This is a genomic window from Sphingobium sp. L-44 (assembly GCF_056859495.1).
Genome location: NZ_JBSXOQ010000033.1, coordinates 1 through 16,085, shown reverse-complemented (window position 1 = coordinate 16,085; position 16,085 = coordinate 1). Strand labels below are relative to the sequence as shown.

General features: G+C 60.6%; 13 protein-coding genes. 8 read left to right on the top strand and 5 right to left on the bottom strand.

Going from position 1 to position 16,085, the window contains the following annotated elements:
• Positions 1-248 precede the first annotated feature (248 nt).
• The 7 genes from AC13EK_RS02365 (at position 249) to AC13EK_RS02335 (ending at position 10,685) form a co-directional block, all read left to right on the top strand.
• A complete protein-coding gene (locus AC13EK_RS02365) occupies positions 249-1,241 on the top strand; it encodes an efflux RND transporter periplasmic adaptor subunit (RefSeq protein WP_010338369.1) in 993 nt (330 codons plus the stop codon).
• Positions 1,241-4,360 (top strand): efflux RND transporter permease subunit, encoded by a 3,120-nt coding sequence (locus tag AC13EK_RS02360; RefSeq protein WP_037509340.1) that lies wholly within the window; start codon positions 1,241-1,243, stop codon positions 4,358-4,360. Before AC13EK_RS02365 ends, AC13EK_RS02360 begins: the two co-directional genes overlap by 1 nt.
• The gene (locus AC13EK_RS02355; protein WP_029547837.1) at positions 4,357-5,763 is read left to right on the top strand and encodes an efflux transporter outer membrane subunit; all 1,407 of its coding nucleotides are present in this window, start codon (positions 4,357-4,359) and stop codon (positions 5,761-5,763) included. Before AC13EK_RS02360 ends, AC13EK_RS02355 begins: the two co-directional genes overlap by 4 nt.
• 8 nt (positions 5,764-5,771) lie before the next feature.
• Positions 5,772-6,446 (top strand): response regulator transcription factor, encoded by a 675-nt coding sequence (locus AC13EK_RS02350; protein ID WP_010338372.1) that lies wholly within the window; start codon positions 5,772-5,774, stop codon positions 6,444-6,446.
• The gene (locus AC13EK_RS02345; protein ID WP_010338374.1) at positions 6,446-7,774 is read left to right on the top strand and encodes a sensor histidine kinase; all 1,329 of its coding nucleotides are present in this window, start codon (positions 6,446-6,448) and stop codon (positions 7,772-7,774) included. The genes AC13EK_RS02350 and AC13EK_RS02345 overlap by 1 nt, the downstream gene beginning before the upstream one ends.
• A 128-nt stretch (positions 7,775-7,902) precedes the next feature.
• The gene (locus AC13EK_RS02340) at positions 7,903-10,089 is read left to right on the top strand and encodes a TonB-dependent receptor (RefSeq protein ID WP_037509342.1); all 2,187 of its coding nucleotides are present in this window, start codon (positions 7,903-7,905) and stop codon (positions 10,087-10,089) included.
• Between the two features lie 2 nt (positions 10,090-10,091).
• The gene (locus AC13EK_RS02335; RefSeq protein WP_037509343.1) at positions 10,092-10,685 is read left to right on the top strand and encodes a type IV toxin-antitoxin system AbiEi family antitoxin domain-containing protein; all 594 of its coding nucleotides are present in this window, start codon (positions 10,092-10,094) and stop codon (positions 10,683-10,685) included.
• A 55-nt stretch (positions 10,686-10,740) separates the two neighbouring features.
• Here the strand turns inward: AC13EK_RS02335 and AC13EK_RS02330 are convergent, their stop codons facing one another.
• The gene (locus AC13EK_RS02330; RefSeq protein ID WP_080572848.1) at positions 10,741-11,544 is read right to left on the bottom strand and encodes an alpha-hydroxy acid oxidase; all 804 of its coding nucleotides are present in this window, start codon (positions 11,542-11,544) and stop codon (positions 10,741-10,743) included.
• 189 nt (positions 11,545-11,733) lie between these two features.
• On the opposite strand from AC13EK_RS02330, the gene AC13EK_RS02325 reads away from it, so the two are divergent.
• Positions 11,734-12,366, top strand: a complete 633-nt coding sequence (locus tag AC13EK_RS02325; protein ID WP_069338835.1) for a tyrosine-type recombinase/integrase — start codon at positions 11,734-11,736, stop codon at positions 12,364-12,366.
• A 381-nt stretch (positions 12,367-12,747) separates the two neighbouring features.
• Here AC13EK_RS02325 and AC13EK_RS02320 read toward each other — a convergent pair whose 3' ends face one another.
• From AC13EK_RS02320 to AC13EK_RS02305, 4 genes are read right to left on the bottom strand one after another with little or no spacing between them, the layout of a single operon-like run.
• A complete protein-coding gene (locus tag AC13EK_RS02320) occupies positions 12,748-12,852 on the bottom strand; it encodes a DUF2474 family protein (protein ID WP_080572849.1) in 105 nt (34 codons plus the stop codon).
• The gene (gene cydB / locus AC13EK_RS02315; RefSeq protein ID WP_010338381.1) at positions 12,852-13,850 is read right to left on the bottom strand and encodes a cytochrome d ubiquinol oxidase subunit II; all 999 of its coding nucleotides are present in this window, start codon (positions 13,848-13,850) and stop codon (positions 12,852-12,854) included. The genes AC13EK_RS02320 and cydB overlap by 1 nt, the downstream gene beginning before the upstream one ends.
• A complete protein-coding gene (locus AC13EK_RS02310) occupies positions 13,847-15,241 on the bottom strand; it encodes a cytochrome ubiquinol oxidase subunit I (protein ID WP_069338836.1) in 1,395 nt (464 codons plus the stop codon). The genes cydB and AC13EK_RS02310 overlap by 4 nt, the downstream gene beginning before the upstream one ends.
• A gap of 12 nt (positions 15,242-15,253) precedes the next feature.
• A complete protein-coding gene (locus AC13EK_RS02305; protein ID WP_069338837.1) occupies positions 15,254-16,039 on the bottom strand; it encodes a sulfite exporter TauE/SafE family protein in 786 nt (261 codons plus the stop codon).
• Positions 16,040-16,085: the final 46 nt, after the last annotated feature.

The following is a 16,085-nucleotide window of genomic DNA, read 5'->3' as shown; positions in this document are numbered from 1 at the left end:
GCGTGTGACGTGTGGTAACTCCACCTTACCGATGAGCCCGGTGGCCACCGAGTTCGAAATCGCATGGGGTTGGGCATGCCCAACCCCATGCGATCACCTCAATCTACACCGGAAATTACACCACGAGCGCGGACGCTAACGGCTGTAGCCACTTTTCCAGCAAAGATGGACAAATGGTATAGTTGGCGAGATTTGGACGCCAGACAAGTTCGATAGGGCTCGAACCGATCCATTTATCGGTGAGCAGCATGATCCGAACGACCTCTCTCCTATTTCTGCCATTGAGCGCGCTCGTAATGCTCGGCGCCTGCAGTCAGCAGGGCAAGCAGTCTTCTTCGCCTCCATCCCATGGTGAGGTTGTCGCGCATGAGACCGAACTGGTCAGGCTGACGCTGAAGCCCGAAGCTGTAAAAAGGCTCGGCATCGAGACGACCAGGGTTGGTGCGGGAACGGCTGCGCTGGCGCGAGAAACGAGCGGCGAAATCGTCGTTCCCAATGGGACTGGTGGCGTACCCACCGGTGCTCTCAGCAATCTGGCACAAATTGGTGCCAGCCAGGCGAGCGCCGACGGCGAGGTCGAGCGGACGCGCGCGCAGGTTCGGCTCGCGCGCATTGCGCTGGAACGCGCCAGCAGGCTCGTTGCAGAAGAAGCTGGAAGCGTCAGGGCGCGGGACGAGGCTGCGGCAGCGCTCGCAACAGCCCAGGCCCAGGCCCAGGTTGCGATCGAGCAACGACGCTTGCTCGGGCCCGCGGTTGCGTCGTTGGGCAACCAGTCACGTCTCTGGGTCCGCGTTTCCGTCGCCGGCACAGATGTTGCTGCCATCAACCGCAATGCATCCATCATCGTCGCGCCCCTGGGAACAACGCAGGGAGGACGCAAAGGGACACCGGTTCAAGCCCCGCCGTCGGCCAATGCAGTAGCTGGTACGGTCGACCTCTATTATGCGCTCGATAATAGCGACCAATTCTGGCGCGTGGGACAGCGCGTCGGCATTCGACTTCCCCTCGGCAAGACCCAGGAAGGGCTTTCCGTCCCAGCCAGTGCGATCGTGCGGGACATTTACGGCGGAGAATGGGTCTATCTCCAGACGGCGCCGGGCAATTTCATCCGGCAGCGCATCGAAGCCCTGTCGAGCGGGCAGGATGGCGCTGTCGTCATCCGCGGCCTGGCGCCTGAAGCACAGGTAGTTTCGGTCGGCGCCATGGAACTGTTCGGCACCGAATTCGGAGTGGCGCACTGATGCTCGCCTGGCTCGTCCGCAGCGCACTTCAGCAGCGCGTCATCGTTCTTGTTCTTGCCGCTATCCTGGTCGTGCTCGGACTGCGGGCATCGACCGATGTGCCGCTGGATGTCTTTCCAGAATTTGCGCCGCCGATCGTGGAGATTCAGACCGAAGCGCCAGGGCTCTCGACGGAGGAAGTCGAAAGCCTCATTACCGTTCCGATCGAAACCCAGGTGAATGGCGTGCCTGGTATAGCCACGCTGAGGTCCAAGTCGGTCCTGGGTCTTTCGTCCGTGGTCCTTCTCCTGGAGCGCGGCGCGGATGTCTTCCGTGCAAGGCAGATGGTGCAGGAGCGGGTTACCCAGGCACAGGCTCGACTGCCTGCTGCCGCACGCCCTCCGATCATGCTGGCCCCGCTTTCGTCGACCAGCCGCGCCATGAAGATCGGCATTTCCTCGAAAAAGCTCGATCAGATGGAACTGTCCGAACTGGTTCGCTGGACTATTCGACCCAGGCTGATGTTCGTGCCTGGCGTCGCCAATGTCGCCATGTGGGGCATGCGCGATCGTCAGCTTCAGGTTCTCGTCGACCCTGACAAGCTACGTGCGGCTGGGGTCACTCTCAACGAACTGCGCCTGGCAACCGGTGATGCCGTCCTGGTGGGAGGCGGCGGCTTTGTCGACAACGCCAATCAGCGCCTCGCGGTGCAGCAGCCAAGCGCCGTTCAAACAGCCGACGACCTTGCTCGGACTGTCGTCAAATTGACCGGCGATGCACCGATCCGCGTAGGCGATGTTGCCCGGGTGACCGAGAGCTATGCCGCGCCGATCGGGAACGCGATCATTGATGATGGGCCAGGCATCATGCTCATCGTAGAGAAGCAGCCGACAGGCAACACTCTCGAACTCACGCGCTCGGTCGAAGCTGCCCTGGAGGAGCTCAAGCCCGGTTTGCAGGACGTCAAGGTCGACAGCAGCATCTTCCGACCTGCGACCTTCATCGAACGCTCGATCGACAATCTCACCCGCGCACTCGCGATTGGTTGCTTCCTCGTGGCGGTCGTTCTGTTTCTTTTTACCCGGGACTGGCGGCAGGCGATTATCAGTCTGGTCGCCATTCCCCTGTCGTTGCTCGGTGCCGGGCTCGTCCTGCTCTGGAGCGGGGCGACCATCAATACCATGGTTATTGCCGGTCTGGTGATCGCGCTTGGAGAGGTCGTCGACGATGCCATCATCGACGTCGAGAATATTGCCCGGCGGCTCCGCCTCAACCGCGAGGCCGATAATCCCAGGACGCCATTCGAAGTCGTACTGGCAGCGTCGCTAGAGGTGCGCTCTGCGGTGGTTTTCGCGTCGCTGATCGTGATGTTGGTCTTTCTCCCCATCTTCTTCCTGGGCGGGGTCGCGGGCACATTCTTCCAGCCGCTCGCCATTGCCTATGTCCTGGCGATCGCAGCATCGCTGCTGGTTGCGCTCGTCGTAACCCCTGCCCTTTGCCTGTTTCTGCTACCCAATGCTCCGGTCAAACATGAAGGTGACACGCGTTTCGTACGAGCGCTCAAGGGGCGTTATGGAGCAATGCTGCCTCGTATCATTGCCGCACCGCGTGCGGTTATGATCGTGATCGGAGCGGGCCTGCTTCTGGCGGGTGTTGGCTATGCGACTTTCAAGGATCAGTTCCTGCCGGAATTCCGCGAAACCGATTTCCTCATGCACTGGCTCGAAAAACCCGGAGCCTCCATCGAAGCCATGGATCGGATCACCATCCGGGTTTCCAAGGAGCTTCGTGCGATCCCGGGCGTCCGTAATTTCGGCGCACATATCGGGCGGGCGGAAGCGGCCGACGAGGTGGTCGGCCCGAACTTCACCGAGTTGTGGATAAGTCTCGACGAGAAGGCGGACTATGACGGCAGCGTGGCCAGGATCAAGGAGGTGATAGAAGGCTATCCTGGGCTCTTCCGGGATGTGCTCACCTATCTGCGCGAACGGATCAAGGAAGTTCTGTCCGGTGCAAGCGCGACGGTTGTGGTGCGGATCTTTGGCCCCGATCAGAATGAGCTTCGTGCTGCTGCGGACCGGATCAAGCAACAGGTAGCCGGAGTGGAAGGCGTAGCGGACCTCAAGGTCGAGCAGCAGGTTCTGGTCCCGCAGATCCGCATCCGTCCCCGCAGCGGCGATCTGGCAACCTTCGGCCTGACGCCGGGCGAGGTGCGCCGCCAGGCACAATCCCTCGTTGCCGGACAGAAGCTTGGCGAGATTTACCGCGATCAGAAAGCCTTTGACGTGGCGCTCTGGGGAGAGGCAGCGACCAGAGGCGACATGCATGCCCTCGCTGATCTGATGATCCAGACGCCCAACGGCGGTGCGGTACGCCTGCGCGATGTGGCGGACGTGGCAGTGGTGCCTGCTCCCAATGAAATCAAGCGCGAGGATGGTCAACGACGCCTCGATGTGACGCTCAACGTCAGTGGTGCGGACCTGGGCACAGTCGCCCAGGCGGTTGAGTCCATCGTGGCCAGGACCCGCTTTGCTCAAGGCTATCATGCCAAGGTCCTTGGCGAATATGCAGCACTCAAGGAGTCGCGCCAGCGACTTTGGACGACCGGCCTATTCTGTCTTGTCGGGATATTGGTGCTGGTGTGGATGGAGTTCCGCTCTCACCGGATCACTGCGCTGGTTGCGGTCAGCCTTCCTTTCGCGCTGGTCGGTGGCGTTGTGGCGGTGGCGTTCACCGGCAGCCTCTTGTCGCTGGGATCACTCGTCGGCTTCGTCACCGTCATCGGCATCGCGGCACGCAACGGCATCATGCTCCTGTCGCATTATCACCATTTGCGTGTTCATGAGGGAGAGGCTTTTGGTCCATCGCTTGTTCTGCGCGGAGCAGAAGAGCGGCTGGTTCCCATCCTCATGACTGCAGCCTGCGCGGGCCTTGCGCTTGTGCCGCTGATCGTGGCGGGGAACGCGCCGGGCCATGAAATCGAACATCCCATGGCGATCGTCATTCTTGGTGGACTTGTATCATCCACGCTCCTCAATCTTTTCCTGATGCCTGCCCTCTACGCTCGGTACGGCGAGGATGCGGCTGGGCCGGCCGAGCCCTCGCCCCAAGATGCTCGCATGAAGGGAGCAGCAATATGAAAACGGCCATCCTTCACGCGTGCCTGATGACTGCTGGACTCCTGGCAAGCGGCTGTGTCTCCCAGCAAGGCGCGCCACCCGCATCGGGCCTTACCCAGGCTCCGCCTCCCTTTTCGCGTGGCGAACATGTGATCGACCGACCCTTGCCGGAAAACTGGTGGCAGCTTTTCAATGACAGCCAACTCGATGCGCTTGTTGAAGCGAGCCTCGCAGCTAATGCCGATCTTCGCGCAGCCTTTGCCAATCTCGAAGCAGCGCGCGCTGCGACCCGGCAGGCGGACGCAGCGCGACTTCCGCAACCGATCCTCGAAAGCAGCGCAGCGATCGACAATCCTGCAGGGCAGCCAAGCGCAGCCAATGTGTCGAGCAGTGATTATGATGCCGCAGCAACCATAAGCTGGGATATCGATCTGTTCGGTCGGCTGCGTGCGGGAGCGCTGGCCGCCCGCGCTGACGCGCAGGCGCAAGCGGCCGCGCTGGATGGTGTGCGCGTGGCCGTGGCGGCAGATACCGTGCTCGCTTACATCGATCTATGTGCGGCGCGTCAGAATGGGGCGGTGGCCTACAAGATTGTCGATGCGCAGGAACGCAATCTCAAGGCCGTTCGCGAACAATTGTCGGCAGGGGAAGTGTCTCCCCTTGAGGTCGCGCAAGCCGCCAGCCTGCTTGAAGCATCGAGAGCTACGATCCCGGCTTTCGATGCCGCTGCCGCCAGCGCAAGATTCCGGCTCGCAACGCTTCAGGGCTTGCCGCCTACCACCCCCCAGATGGCCAAGGTTGATTGCACGCTGCTGCCCAGAGCGAGCAGCGAAGTGCCAATAGGCGACGGTGCTGCACTGCTGGCACGTCGGCCCGATATTCGCGAAGCAGAGCGCAAGCTTGCTTCGGCAACAGCCAAGATCACCATCGCGCGGGCCGAACTCTATCCCAGGATCACGCTGGGCGGCGCATTGGGACTTCTGTCCGGCGCTTTTTCTGCCAGTGCCTCACCGCTAATTTCCTGGTCCTTCCCCAACCAGGCGCCGGCGCGCGCCAAGATCGCGCAGGCGCAGGCAGCCGAACGCGCTGCGCTGGCTTCGTTCGACAACGCCGTTCTGCGCGCCCTCAGGGAAGTCGAAACCGGACTTGCAGGCCTACAAAGCGAAGCCATCCGGAACCAGGCGCTTGATCGGGCAAGAGAGGCAGCAGGGCTTTACGCCCGTCGAACCAGTGCCCGGGCCAGGATTGGCGACGCGTCGCCATTGCTGGTGATCGATGCCGAACGAACCCTTGCAACGGCTGCTCTTCAAAAGGGACAGTCGGATCATCTGCTGGCACAATCCTATATCTCCCTGTTCCGTGCGCTGGGCGGTGGATGGCAGCGAGCACCTGAGCCGCTCGATCCGGTCAGGGTGATGGAGTAGAAGAACGCATGCATATCCTGATTATCGAAGACGATGGGGAAACACGCGAATTCCTCAGCCGAGGCCTCAAGGAAGTGGGGCATGCCGTGACCCTTGTGGAGGAAGGACGAGAGGGACTGTTCCAGGCAACGGACAGCAATTATGACGCGATCATCGTTGATCGCATGCTGCCAGGACTGGACGGTCTATCCCTGCTCAAGATGCTGCGCGCGACCGGCGACCTCACGCCCGTTCTCATGTTGACCGCAATTGGTCGAATAGCGGATCGGGTAGAGGGGCTCGAGGCAGGCGCCGACGACTATCTGGTCAAGCCCTTCGCCTTTTCCGAGCTCCTCGCCCGCTTGAATGCCCTTGGTCGACGGCAGGCACCGCAAGTCGAACAGTCCCGGCTGACCGTTGGCGACATCGATATCGACTTTCACAGGCGCACAGTGCATCGCGGAGGAAAGAAGGTCATTTTGCAACCGCGGGAATTCTCGCTGCTCGCCGAACTCATGCGCAATTCTCATCGCGTGGTTACCCGAACGATGCTGCTCGAACGCGTATGGGACTTCGACTTCGAGCCCAAGACCAATATCGTGGAGACCCATCTCAGTCGGCTTCGCTCGAAGCTGAATGCGGGCTTCGATGTCGATGCGATCGAGACGGTTCGCGGCGCGGGTTACATGATCAGGAGCAATTAATGCCCCGCCCATGGAAAACGACCTTTGGCCTTACGGCACTGGTTAGCCTGGCCTTCGTTCTGGCGACGCTTGTGATCGGGCTCTTGGCCTATGCGCTGACCCATGAGGCGATGGAGGTGCAACTGGACCATCGAACCGCCACCGAGACGAGCGCCTTGCTGGAGCGGGCGGGTGCTGGCGGAACCCCGGCACTGGCCGAACTCATTCATCAGCGCGATGCCGGGCACAGCACGGCAAGCCTCGGATATATTCTGGTCGATCCCCAAGGACGACGGCTGGCCGGCGCACTGGATGCGCAAATTCCGGCAAAGGCAGGATATTTCGAATTACTGCACTACGGGAAGGATGGCGCCATAGCCCAGGCACTCATCACCGATCTGCCCGACGGCAGCCGCCTTCTGGTGGCAGCAGATCGCACGGTGATTGACGAGATGGACATCACGATCCTGAAGCTGTTTTCGGCCTCATTTGCCGCCATGCTTCTTCTGGCTGTCGGGGGCGCCTGGACCGTTGGCGCTGTAACGCGCAGTCGATTGCGCCGATTCGACGATGCGGCCCAGGCCATTATCGGAGGAGACCTGACCCAGCGCATGCCGCTGGACGGATCTGACAACGAGTTCGACGGCGTCGCCAAGTCGCTCAATCATATGCTGGACCGCAATGCTGCCCTGGTCGAGAATCTTCGACAGGTGTCGAGCGATGTTGCGCATGACCTTCGAACGCCACTGACGCGCCTGAATAATCGTCTGGATGAAGCACTCGCCTTCAGCGGAGACAAGCGCACGCGCGCGATCGAGGCGGCAATAGCAGAATCCCATGAACTGCTCGAGGTCTTCTCGGCCATCCTTCGCATATCCGAAATCGAGGCGGGCACGCTCAAGCGAGATTTTCAGGAACTGGCGCTTGGAGATCTGGTCGAGGATGTGGTCGAAACCTATGCGCCCGATTTCGAGCTTTCAGGTCATGCGCTGCATTCCACCATCCATATGGGGCTTCGCATCCGGGGCGATGCCCGATTGCTGTCCCAACTCATCACCAACCTGCTGGATAATGCGCTGCGGCATACGCCGGCTGGCACGACGGTCGCGCTCAATCTGACTGCCAGCGAGGCTTTCGTTATTCTTGAAGTCTGCGATGATGGTCCCGGTGTTCCGGCAACCGAGCGTGATCGACTGTTCAGCCGTTTTACGCGGACCGAAGCCAGCCGCACCACCGACGGACATGGTCTGGGCCTGGCCCTTGTCTCTGCTGTCGCGCAAATCCATGGGGGCTGTGCGACCGTTCTGGACAAGCCCGGTTTTGCTGTAGAGGTTCGTCTCGCGCGATAAGTTACCGGAACATTGGGGGGCATATACAACATCCCAACCTTATCCCTGGGCCAGTTGCACGTCCCGACCGAAGCGCTAACCCCCCTCGCGAATGATAACTATTCGCATTAAATGAAGGGGATCTAACCTTGCAATATTCAGCGATTTTCCGATCGGCGCTGCTTGCGTCGACTGCGCCCGGCATCCTCCTTTCGCTGGTCTCCCCCTCACTCGCAATAGCCCAGGAGCAGGTTCTCGGGTCCGTAACGGTCACGGACACCGCGATCGATGATCGGGAAGCCGAAAGCTCCTACAAGGTCAGCCGCAGCATCAGCGCGACGCGCACGGATACGCCGCTGATCGATGTACCCCAGTCGGTCAATGTGGTGTCGGTCAAGCAGATCGAGGATCAGGCAGCCAACAGCATCGGTGACGCCATACGCTATGTCCCGGGCGTTTTCTCGGCCCAGGGCGAGGGTAATCGCGAAACGCTGGTGATCCGCGGCAATTCGACCACCGGCGACTTCTTCGTCGATGGCATGCGCGACGATATCCAGACCTATCGCGACCTCTATAACATCGAGAAGCTGGAAATCTTCAAAGGACCGAACGCGATGATCTTCGGCCGGGGCGGCGTAGGCGGCGTGGTCAATCGCGTTACCAAGGTTGCGGACTGGAATCTTCATCGTGCCTTCCGACTGGAAGGCGGAAGCTTCGAGCATAAGCGCGCCCAGTTTGATCTGGGCACGCCGATCAGCGATTTTGCAGCTGTCCGACTGACCGGTGTCTATCAGGACAGCGACAGCTATCGCGATGGCGTCAACTATAACCGCTGGGGCTTCAACCCGACCGGCTCATTCAAAATTGGTCCCGATACGACCATTTCGCTTGGATATGAGCATTTCGAGGATGAGCGCGTCGCCGATCGTGGCGTTCCCGCTCGGTTCGGCGCTTCGGCGACCAATATCGTTGGCCCGCTTCGCACGCCGCGCGGTCAGTTCTTCGGCGATCCGACCCAGAGCCCTACCGGTACGAATACCGACGCCGGTTCGCTGTTCATCGAACATAAGTTCAGCGACACGGTCTCGATCCGCAACCGCACCCGCTATGCCGACTATGACAAATATTATTCCAACGTCTTCCCCGGCGCGGTCAACGCAGCTGAAACGAGCGTGAGCATCTCGGCCTATCGTGCCACCACGCAACGCAAGAATTTCATCAACCAGACCGATTTCAATGCGATCTTCAATACCGGCTCCATTGAGCATACCCTGCTCGTGGGCGCTGAATATGGTCACCAAAAATCCGACAATATTCGGGAAGAAGGGCGTTTTGCAGGCAATGCAAGCTCGGTGACCGTGCCGATCTCGGCGTCTAATGTTCGTTTGCCCACCAGCTGGACCATGATTTCGAGCAGCACGAACAGCAACGGCGTGGCGGAGGTCGCGGCCGGCTATGTCCAGGACCAGATCGCCATCTCGCCCATGTTCGATATCGTCGTGGGCGTGCGCTACGAGCATTTCAAGACCACGCTGCACGATCGGCGCAGCCTCGCCTTCCGGACGAGCGGCAGCACCATATCTCCCGAATATTATGACGTGACCGACAATCTCTGGTCTCCGCGCGCCGGCCTCATCTTCAAGCCGGCCGAGAATGCCTCCATCTATGCAAGCTACTCGCGTACCTACCAGCCGCGTGGTGGCGACCAGTTGACCGGCCTTTCGCTTTCCAACGCCAGCCTGGCGCCGGAGAAGTTCCAGAACTACGAAATCGGTGCGAAGTGGGACATTCTCCCCACGTTCAACCTTGCCGCCGCCATCTATCAACTGGATCGCGACAATGTTCTGGCGCTGAGCGATCCCAATAATGCGGCCTCGCCGACGGTGCCGATCGGACGGCAGCGCACCAAGGGCATCGAACTCAGTGCTGCGGGCAGCATTACCAAGCAGCTCAGCATGGTCGGCGCCTACACCTATTCCGACGGCACCTTCCTCGACAATGTCTCGGGCACTGTCCAGGCAGGGAACATCCTGCCCAACATGCCCAAGCACAGCGCCTCGCTCTGGACCCGCTTCGATCCGATCGAACAGCTCGGCGCTGCGCTGGGCGTGATCTACCAGGGCAAGCGCTACGCCTCGACCGACAATTTCGTCGCGATGCCCGGCTATACGCGGCTCGATGGCGCCGTCTATTTCGACATCGCGCCAGAGCTGAGCCTGCAGGTGAATGTCGAGAATATCCTTGGCAAGCGTTACTATCTCTATGCCCATAGCAACAACAACATCACGCCAGGTTCACCGACTGCGGTGAAGGTCGGCCTCAGCGCGAAGTTCTGACCATGTCCAGCCGCTTCCTTCCTTTGAAGCGCTTCACAAGGGAGGAGCGGCTGGCAATTTGCCTTCTGCGTGGTGGCAGCAGTGCCAAAGTCGGAGAGGCCGCTATCCGGGCATTCGCAGCACTGGGTGAACACGCCACCGAGCGAGGCTTCGTGATAGCGACATTGTCCAGCCCATTTGTGAACCAGGATGAGATCCGGCTTCTTGGGGGCATAGCAGCATTCCAGCGCCAGATACCGCCGATGGACATCGGGCTGCCGGCGCACCTGCACGCATTGCTGGACGCGTGCGCAGCAGGCCTGACCCGGCGTGGCGGCAAACTTGATTTTCGTAATGTCGCCCGGTGCCCAGGTCTTCCTGAACAACGGGCAAAGAAGCGACAGGATCGTTCGATCCGGCTCATAAATCGCACATATGGCGCCCCCAAACAGGCAGTTGTCTTTGCGGTTTTGCGCGATCGTGACACGGCAACAATCGCCGATCTCGGCCGAATGGGCGTGTCTCGCTCGGTCGTCAGCAAGATGACCAAGCGTGGCTTGATCGAGAGGGTGGGCTACGGCGTTTATGCCTCGCCGGCCTCGAAGCGCCGAGGATAGTGCATATGTCGCGCCTAGAGGAACATGCGGCCGGACATTCGTCCGGCCTCACACATCAGTCTGAAGAGGTGACATAAGCAGGACCAAGTTCGTCCAGCGATTTCACGCCGACTTGCGCCATGGCGAGTTCGAACTCTGCCCGTATCATGTGAAGCATATGGGCAACGCCGGCCATGCCTGCCACCGCGAGGGCATGAAGTTGCGGCCTACCAATCATGACCGCGCTGGCACCAAGGCTAATCGCCTTGAGGACATCCGTGCCGGTACGCACACCGCTGTCGAGAAGGATCGGGCATTTTCCATCGATCGTACGCGCGATCGATGGAAGCGCTTTCATGGGCGTGATGAGACCGTCGGTGACGCGTCCGCCATGGTTCGACACGACAATGGCATCAACGCCATGATCAAGTGCCATGCGAGCGTCAGCAGGAGAAAGGATGCCTTTCAATATGATCGGCAAACTGGTCTGCTTGCGCAGCCACGCGATATCGTCCCAGGTTGGTGCGGCGTCGGCCAGCGCCGTTCCAAAGATGATCTGCCCGCCCGCAGCCGCGCTGTTCTGGACGCTGCGGGGCATTCCACGGAGATTGGCGGCCTCGACCCCTTCCGGCAGTGCGAATTCGGATCGCTTCATGGCCGCATCGATCGTTACCATGAGGACGCAATAGCCAGCAGCCTCGGCGCGTCGCACCAGTTCAAGCGAATGCCCTCGATCAGCCTGGAAATAGAGCTGGAACCAGAGCCGCGGCGTCTGGTCACGCTCCATGGCCTGGCGCGCGGCATGCGCAGCCCAGGCAATGTCCTCGAGAGGAATGCTGGAAAGAGTGCTGACCTTCTGGGTATGTCGCTCAGATGGCAAAGCTCCGCATGGTGGGCGGCGACTTTATATTGGCAGCAGCCATGGCATGGCGGATCCTGGCAAAAGCTGTCGGTCACATCAATGACGCCAAATGTCTTGAGTTGGTCGGCACGAGCCCTATAGCAAGTCCTGCGCATCCTCGTCGGCAAGCGTTCTGCAGAAGGCCAATGTGGCCAAAGGAGAACGATCATGGAGATGCCTGAAACAGAACTCATCGCCACCAAGCGCCCGGTTTGGAATGCAGGAAGGACCGTGGGCGCCAAGCGGGCGCTGAAACCGAAGCAGATTTGGGAAATCCGTTTCTACCTCAATCAGCGCCGCCGCCTACGAGATCGGGCGCTGTTCGATCTGGCGATCGACAGCGAGCTTCGGGGCTGCGACCTCGTGCAGATCAAGATCGGCGACCTTGTAAGCGGCGGGCAGGTCCGAACGCGGGCAATCGTCATGCAGCAGAAAACAGGTCGGCCCGTTCAATTTGAGCTGCTGCCAGATGCTCGAGCGAGCTTGCTGGCATGGCTCGAACGCCGGGGCGGAACAGTGGACGATTATGTTTTCCCAAGCCGGGTTGATCACAATGGGCACCTGAGCACACGGCAGTATGCTCGGCTTGTCGACGAATGGGTGACAGGTGTCGGCTTGATGCGGAGCGAGTATGGCACGCACTCACTTCGCCGAACGAAGGCATCGATCATCTACAGGGCGACGGGCAACCTTCGCGCCGTTCAGATACTGCTCGGCCATAGCAAGATTGAGAACACGGTGCGCTATCTAGGGATCGACGTAGAGGACGCGCTTGCCCTTGCAGAAAACACGGAGATCTGAATCTGCTGGCGCCCGTGCCCAGGGCGTGCCGGGCACGGGCGCTGGGACATTCCCGACGTTCGCCTGTGACATGTTAAACGGCAGCCCTGATTACAAGCCGACGTTCCCGCACCTCCCGACGAACGGCCTCGGCATTATGCTCGGCTTGTAGATGAATGGTTGACAGGAGTTGGCCTGATGCGGAGCGAATACGGCACCCGCTCACTCCGCCGAGCGAAGGCATCGATCATATACAGGGCGACCGGCAATCTACGGGTTGTCCAGATCCTGCTCGGCCATAGCAAGATCGAGAATATGGTTAGCTATCTCGGGATCGACGTAGAAGACGCCCAAAAATACCGAAATTTGAGTGTTGGCCTCTCACCTATGGCGAGGGGCCATTTAGCGTAGCCACCAGCGGAGCATTCCGCCCACAAGCGCCAACGCGAAAACGCTAGCAGCCCAAATGCCGAAAAACCATCCAAGGCGACTCAGCCAGAGCGGCATCAATGATACCCCTCAATGCCAACCTTGCCCCGGAAAACCCAATAGGACCAGGCCGTATATGCCAGGATCACGGGCACCATGATCGAGGCTCCAACCAGCATGAACAACTGACTGCGGACGGGCGCTGCAGCTTCCCAGATCGTCACCCGCGCCGGAACGACATCGGGCCAGATCGAGACACCAAGGCCGACCAAGCATAGCCCGAACAGGGCCAACGCCCAGAAGAAAGGCTGCGCATCGCGCTTCAATCGGAGGCTACGATAAAACAGGAATGTTACGACGAGCGTGGCGAGCGGCACCTGCGCTGTCGCGACCACGCCCGGGAAACTCAGCCAGCGCTGAAAGTATTGCGTTTCGAGCCGCAGCGTTGCGAGGCTGATCACGCCGATCATGATGAGCAGGCCGATGCCAAGCCGCCCGGCATAGGTCACCGTCTGCCGTCGCAACCCGCCTTCAGTCTTCCAGTTGAGCCAACAAGCCCCGAGCAGGGCATAGCCGACTAGCAGCCCGACACCCGTCAGCAGACTGAACGGCGACAGCCATTCCCACCAACCCCCGGCATAGCTGCGCCCCTCGACCGTGATGCCCTGTAGCAGCGCGCCGAGCGCAATGCCTTGCGCGAAGGTGGCGACGACCGACCCTGTCGTGAACGCCTTGTCCCAGAAAGCACGGTGCGCCGGGTCGCGCCAGCGGAACTCGAATGCCACGCCGCGGAATACAAGGCCAAGCAGCATTGCGATCATCGGCGCGTAAAGCGCGGGAAGGATGATGGCATAGGCCAGCGGGAATGCGGCAAACAGGCCGCCCACGCCCATAACCAGCCAGGTTTCGTTTCCGTCCCAGACCGGAGCGATGCTGTTCATCGCGGTGTCCCGATCCTGCCCGACCTTGAAGAACGGAAACAGGATGCCGATGCCGAGATCGAAGCCGTCCATCACGACATAGGCGATGATAGCAAAGCCGATGATACAGGCCCAGATGACGGTGAGATCGATCATGACGAAGCTCCCTCGATGATAGCCGGCGCCGGGGTGATCCCCGCACTGCGAATGGGCGCATCACTGGGCGGCGGTTCATGTGCTTCAGGCGGCTTCTTCATGAGTTGAAGCAGATACCAGATGCCCATCCCGAAGACGGCGAAATAGACGACCACGAAGGCCAGCAGCGACGAGGCGACCGCAGGAGCATCCAGCGGTGAAGCGCTTTGGGCGGTCCTCAGCAGACCATAGATTGTGAAGGGTTGCCGTCCGACTTCCGTCACGATCCAGCCGGACAGCACTGCGATCAGTCCCGACGGCCCCATCAGCACAGCGAAGCGATGCAGCAGCGGCCAGTCGTAGAGCGCCTTGCGCCAGCGCGCGATGAGGCTCAGGATCCCGATCCCGAGCATCGCGAAACCGATCCCGACCATTACGCGAAAGGCCCAGAAGACGATACCGACGGGAGGACGATCAGCTGGTGGCACGGTGTCCAGGCCACTCAAGGGCGCATCGAGTTCGTGTTTGAGAATCAGCGACGACGCCTTGGGTATCTCGATGGCATAATACACCCGCTGTTCAGCGCTGTTGGGGATGCCGAACAGGATCAAAGGCGCACCGTGCGGGTGGCTCTGAAAATGGCCTTCCATCGCCATCACCTTCACCGGCTGGTGCTTGAGAGTATTGAGCCCGTGCATGTCGCCGGCGAAGATCTGGATCGGAGCAACGAGCGCCGCCATCCACATCGCCATAGAGAACATCTTGCGTGCGCCGGGATTGGTGCGGTCCTTTAAGAGATGCCATCCTCCGACGGCACCCACGATAAAAGCGGTCGTCAGATAGGCGGCAAGGACCGTGTGAAAGAGCCGATAGGGGAAGCTGGGATTGAAGATGATTGTCAGCCAGCTTGGCCCCGGCAGGAACTGGCCGTTGGCGCCGACCTCATAGCCAACGGGCGTTTGCATCCAGCTGTTGACCGACAGGATCCAGAATGCGGAAATAAAAGTCCCCAGCGCGACTGCAAGCGTCGCGACGAAGTGCAGCTTGCGCCCAACCTTGTTGATCCCGAACAACATGACCCCGAGGAATCCGGCTTCTAAGAAGAAGGCGGTCAGCACCTCATAGGCCATCAGCGGTCCGATGACAGGTCCCGCCTTGTCCGAGAACACTGACCAGTTGGTGCCGAACTGGTAGGACATGACAATGCCCGAGCCGACGCCCATCGCGAACACGACGGCGAAGATCTTCAGCCAGTAGCGAAACAGGTTCGCATAGACGCCCTTGCCGGTCTTCAGCCACAGAGCTTCGAGCACGGCCAGATAGCTTGCCAGCCCGATGGAAAAGGCCGGGAAGAGGAAGTGAAAGCTCACCGTGAAGGCGAATTGCGCCCTTGCGAGAATGATGGCGTCCATGAATATCCCCGTTCAGCTGGCTAGTTCGGACCAGCTCCTGAATAGCATGTAGATGGCGACGACGAGCACGAAGACTGCGAATAGGCTGTTCAACCGACCCTTTTCAGCTGCCAGCACTTGCGACGCTTGCGTACCGATCACGCTACCGACAACCCCGCCGACAATGAACACGCCGGCCAGGCCCCACAGGACATAGCCCGAGAGCGCGTAGTTGAGCGCTGTCGTCAGGCCGAAGGCCGCGACCGCGACAAGCGACGTGCCGATCGCGCGTAGTATGGGCATGTGGGTCGAAGCGATCAGGCCCGGCACGATAAGGAAACCGCCACCGATCCCGAAGAAGCCGGAAAAGGCGCCAGTACCGAGACCGTAGCTGACGACCTTGCCGACATTCTCCCGATTGCACTGTGCGCCTTCGACCCCTTGGTCACCGCGTCCGCGGAACATCAGGACCGCCACCACGATCATTAGAATCGCAAACAAGAAGAGCAGCTTGTGCCCATCTATGCTCTTGCCAAGCGTTGAACCGCCGAGCGCACCGACGACGCCGGCAGCAGCATAGATCCCCCCGCACCGCCAGTTCACGGTGCGGGCATGGGCATGGTTCCAGAGGCCAGTAAGCGCATTGGCCGCGACGGCCAATGCACTGGTGCCGATCGCCTCATGCGGATTGCGGACGCCTACGAGATAGAGCAGCAGCGGCACGGCGAGGATCGACCCGCCGCCCCCGACAAGCCCGAGGACAAAGCCCACCAGCGCGCCTGACAGTCCGCCGAGGGCATATTGAAGCGGCTCAAGCATGGCTCAGTGCGCCGCTTCGATCGCGTGCGGCGCGACCATCCATTCC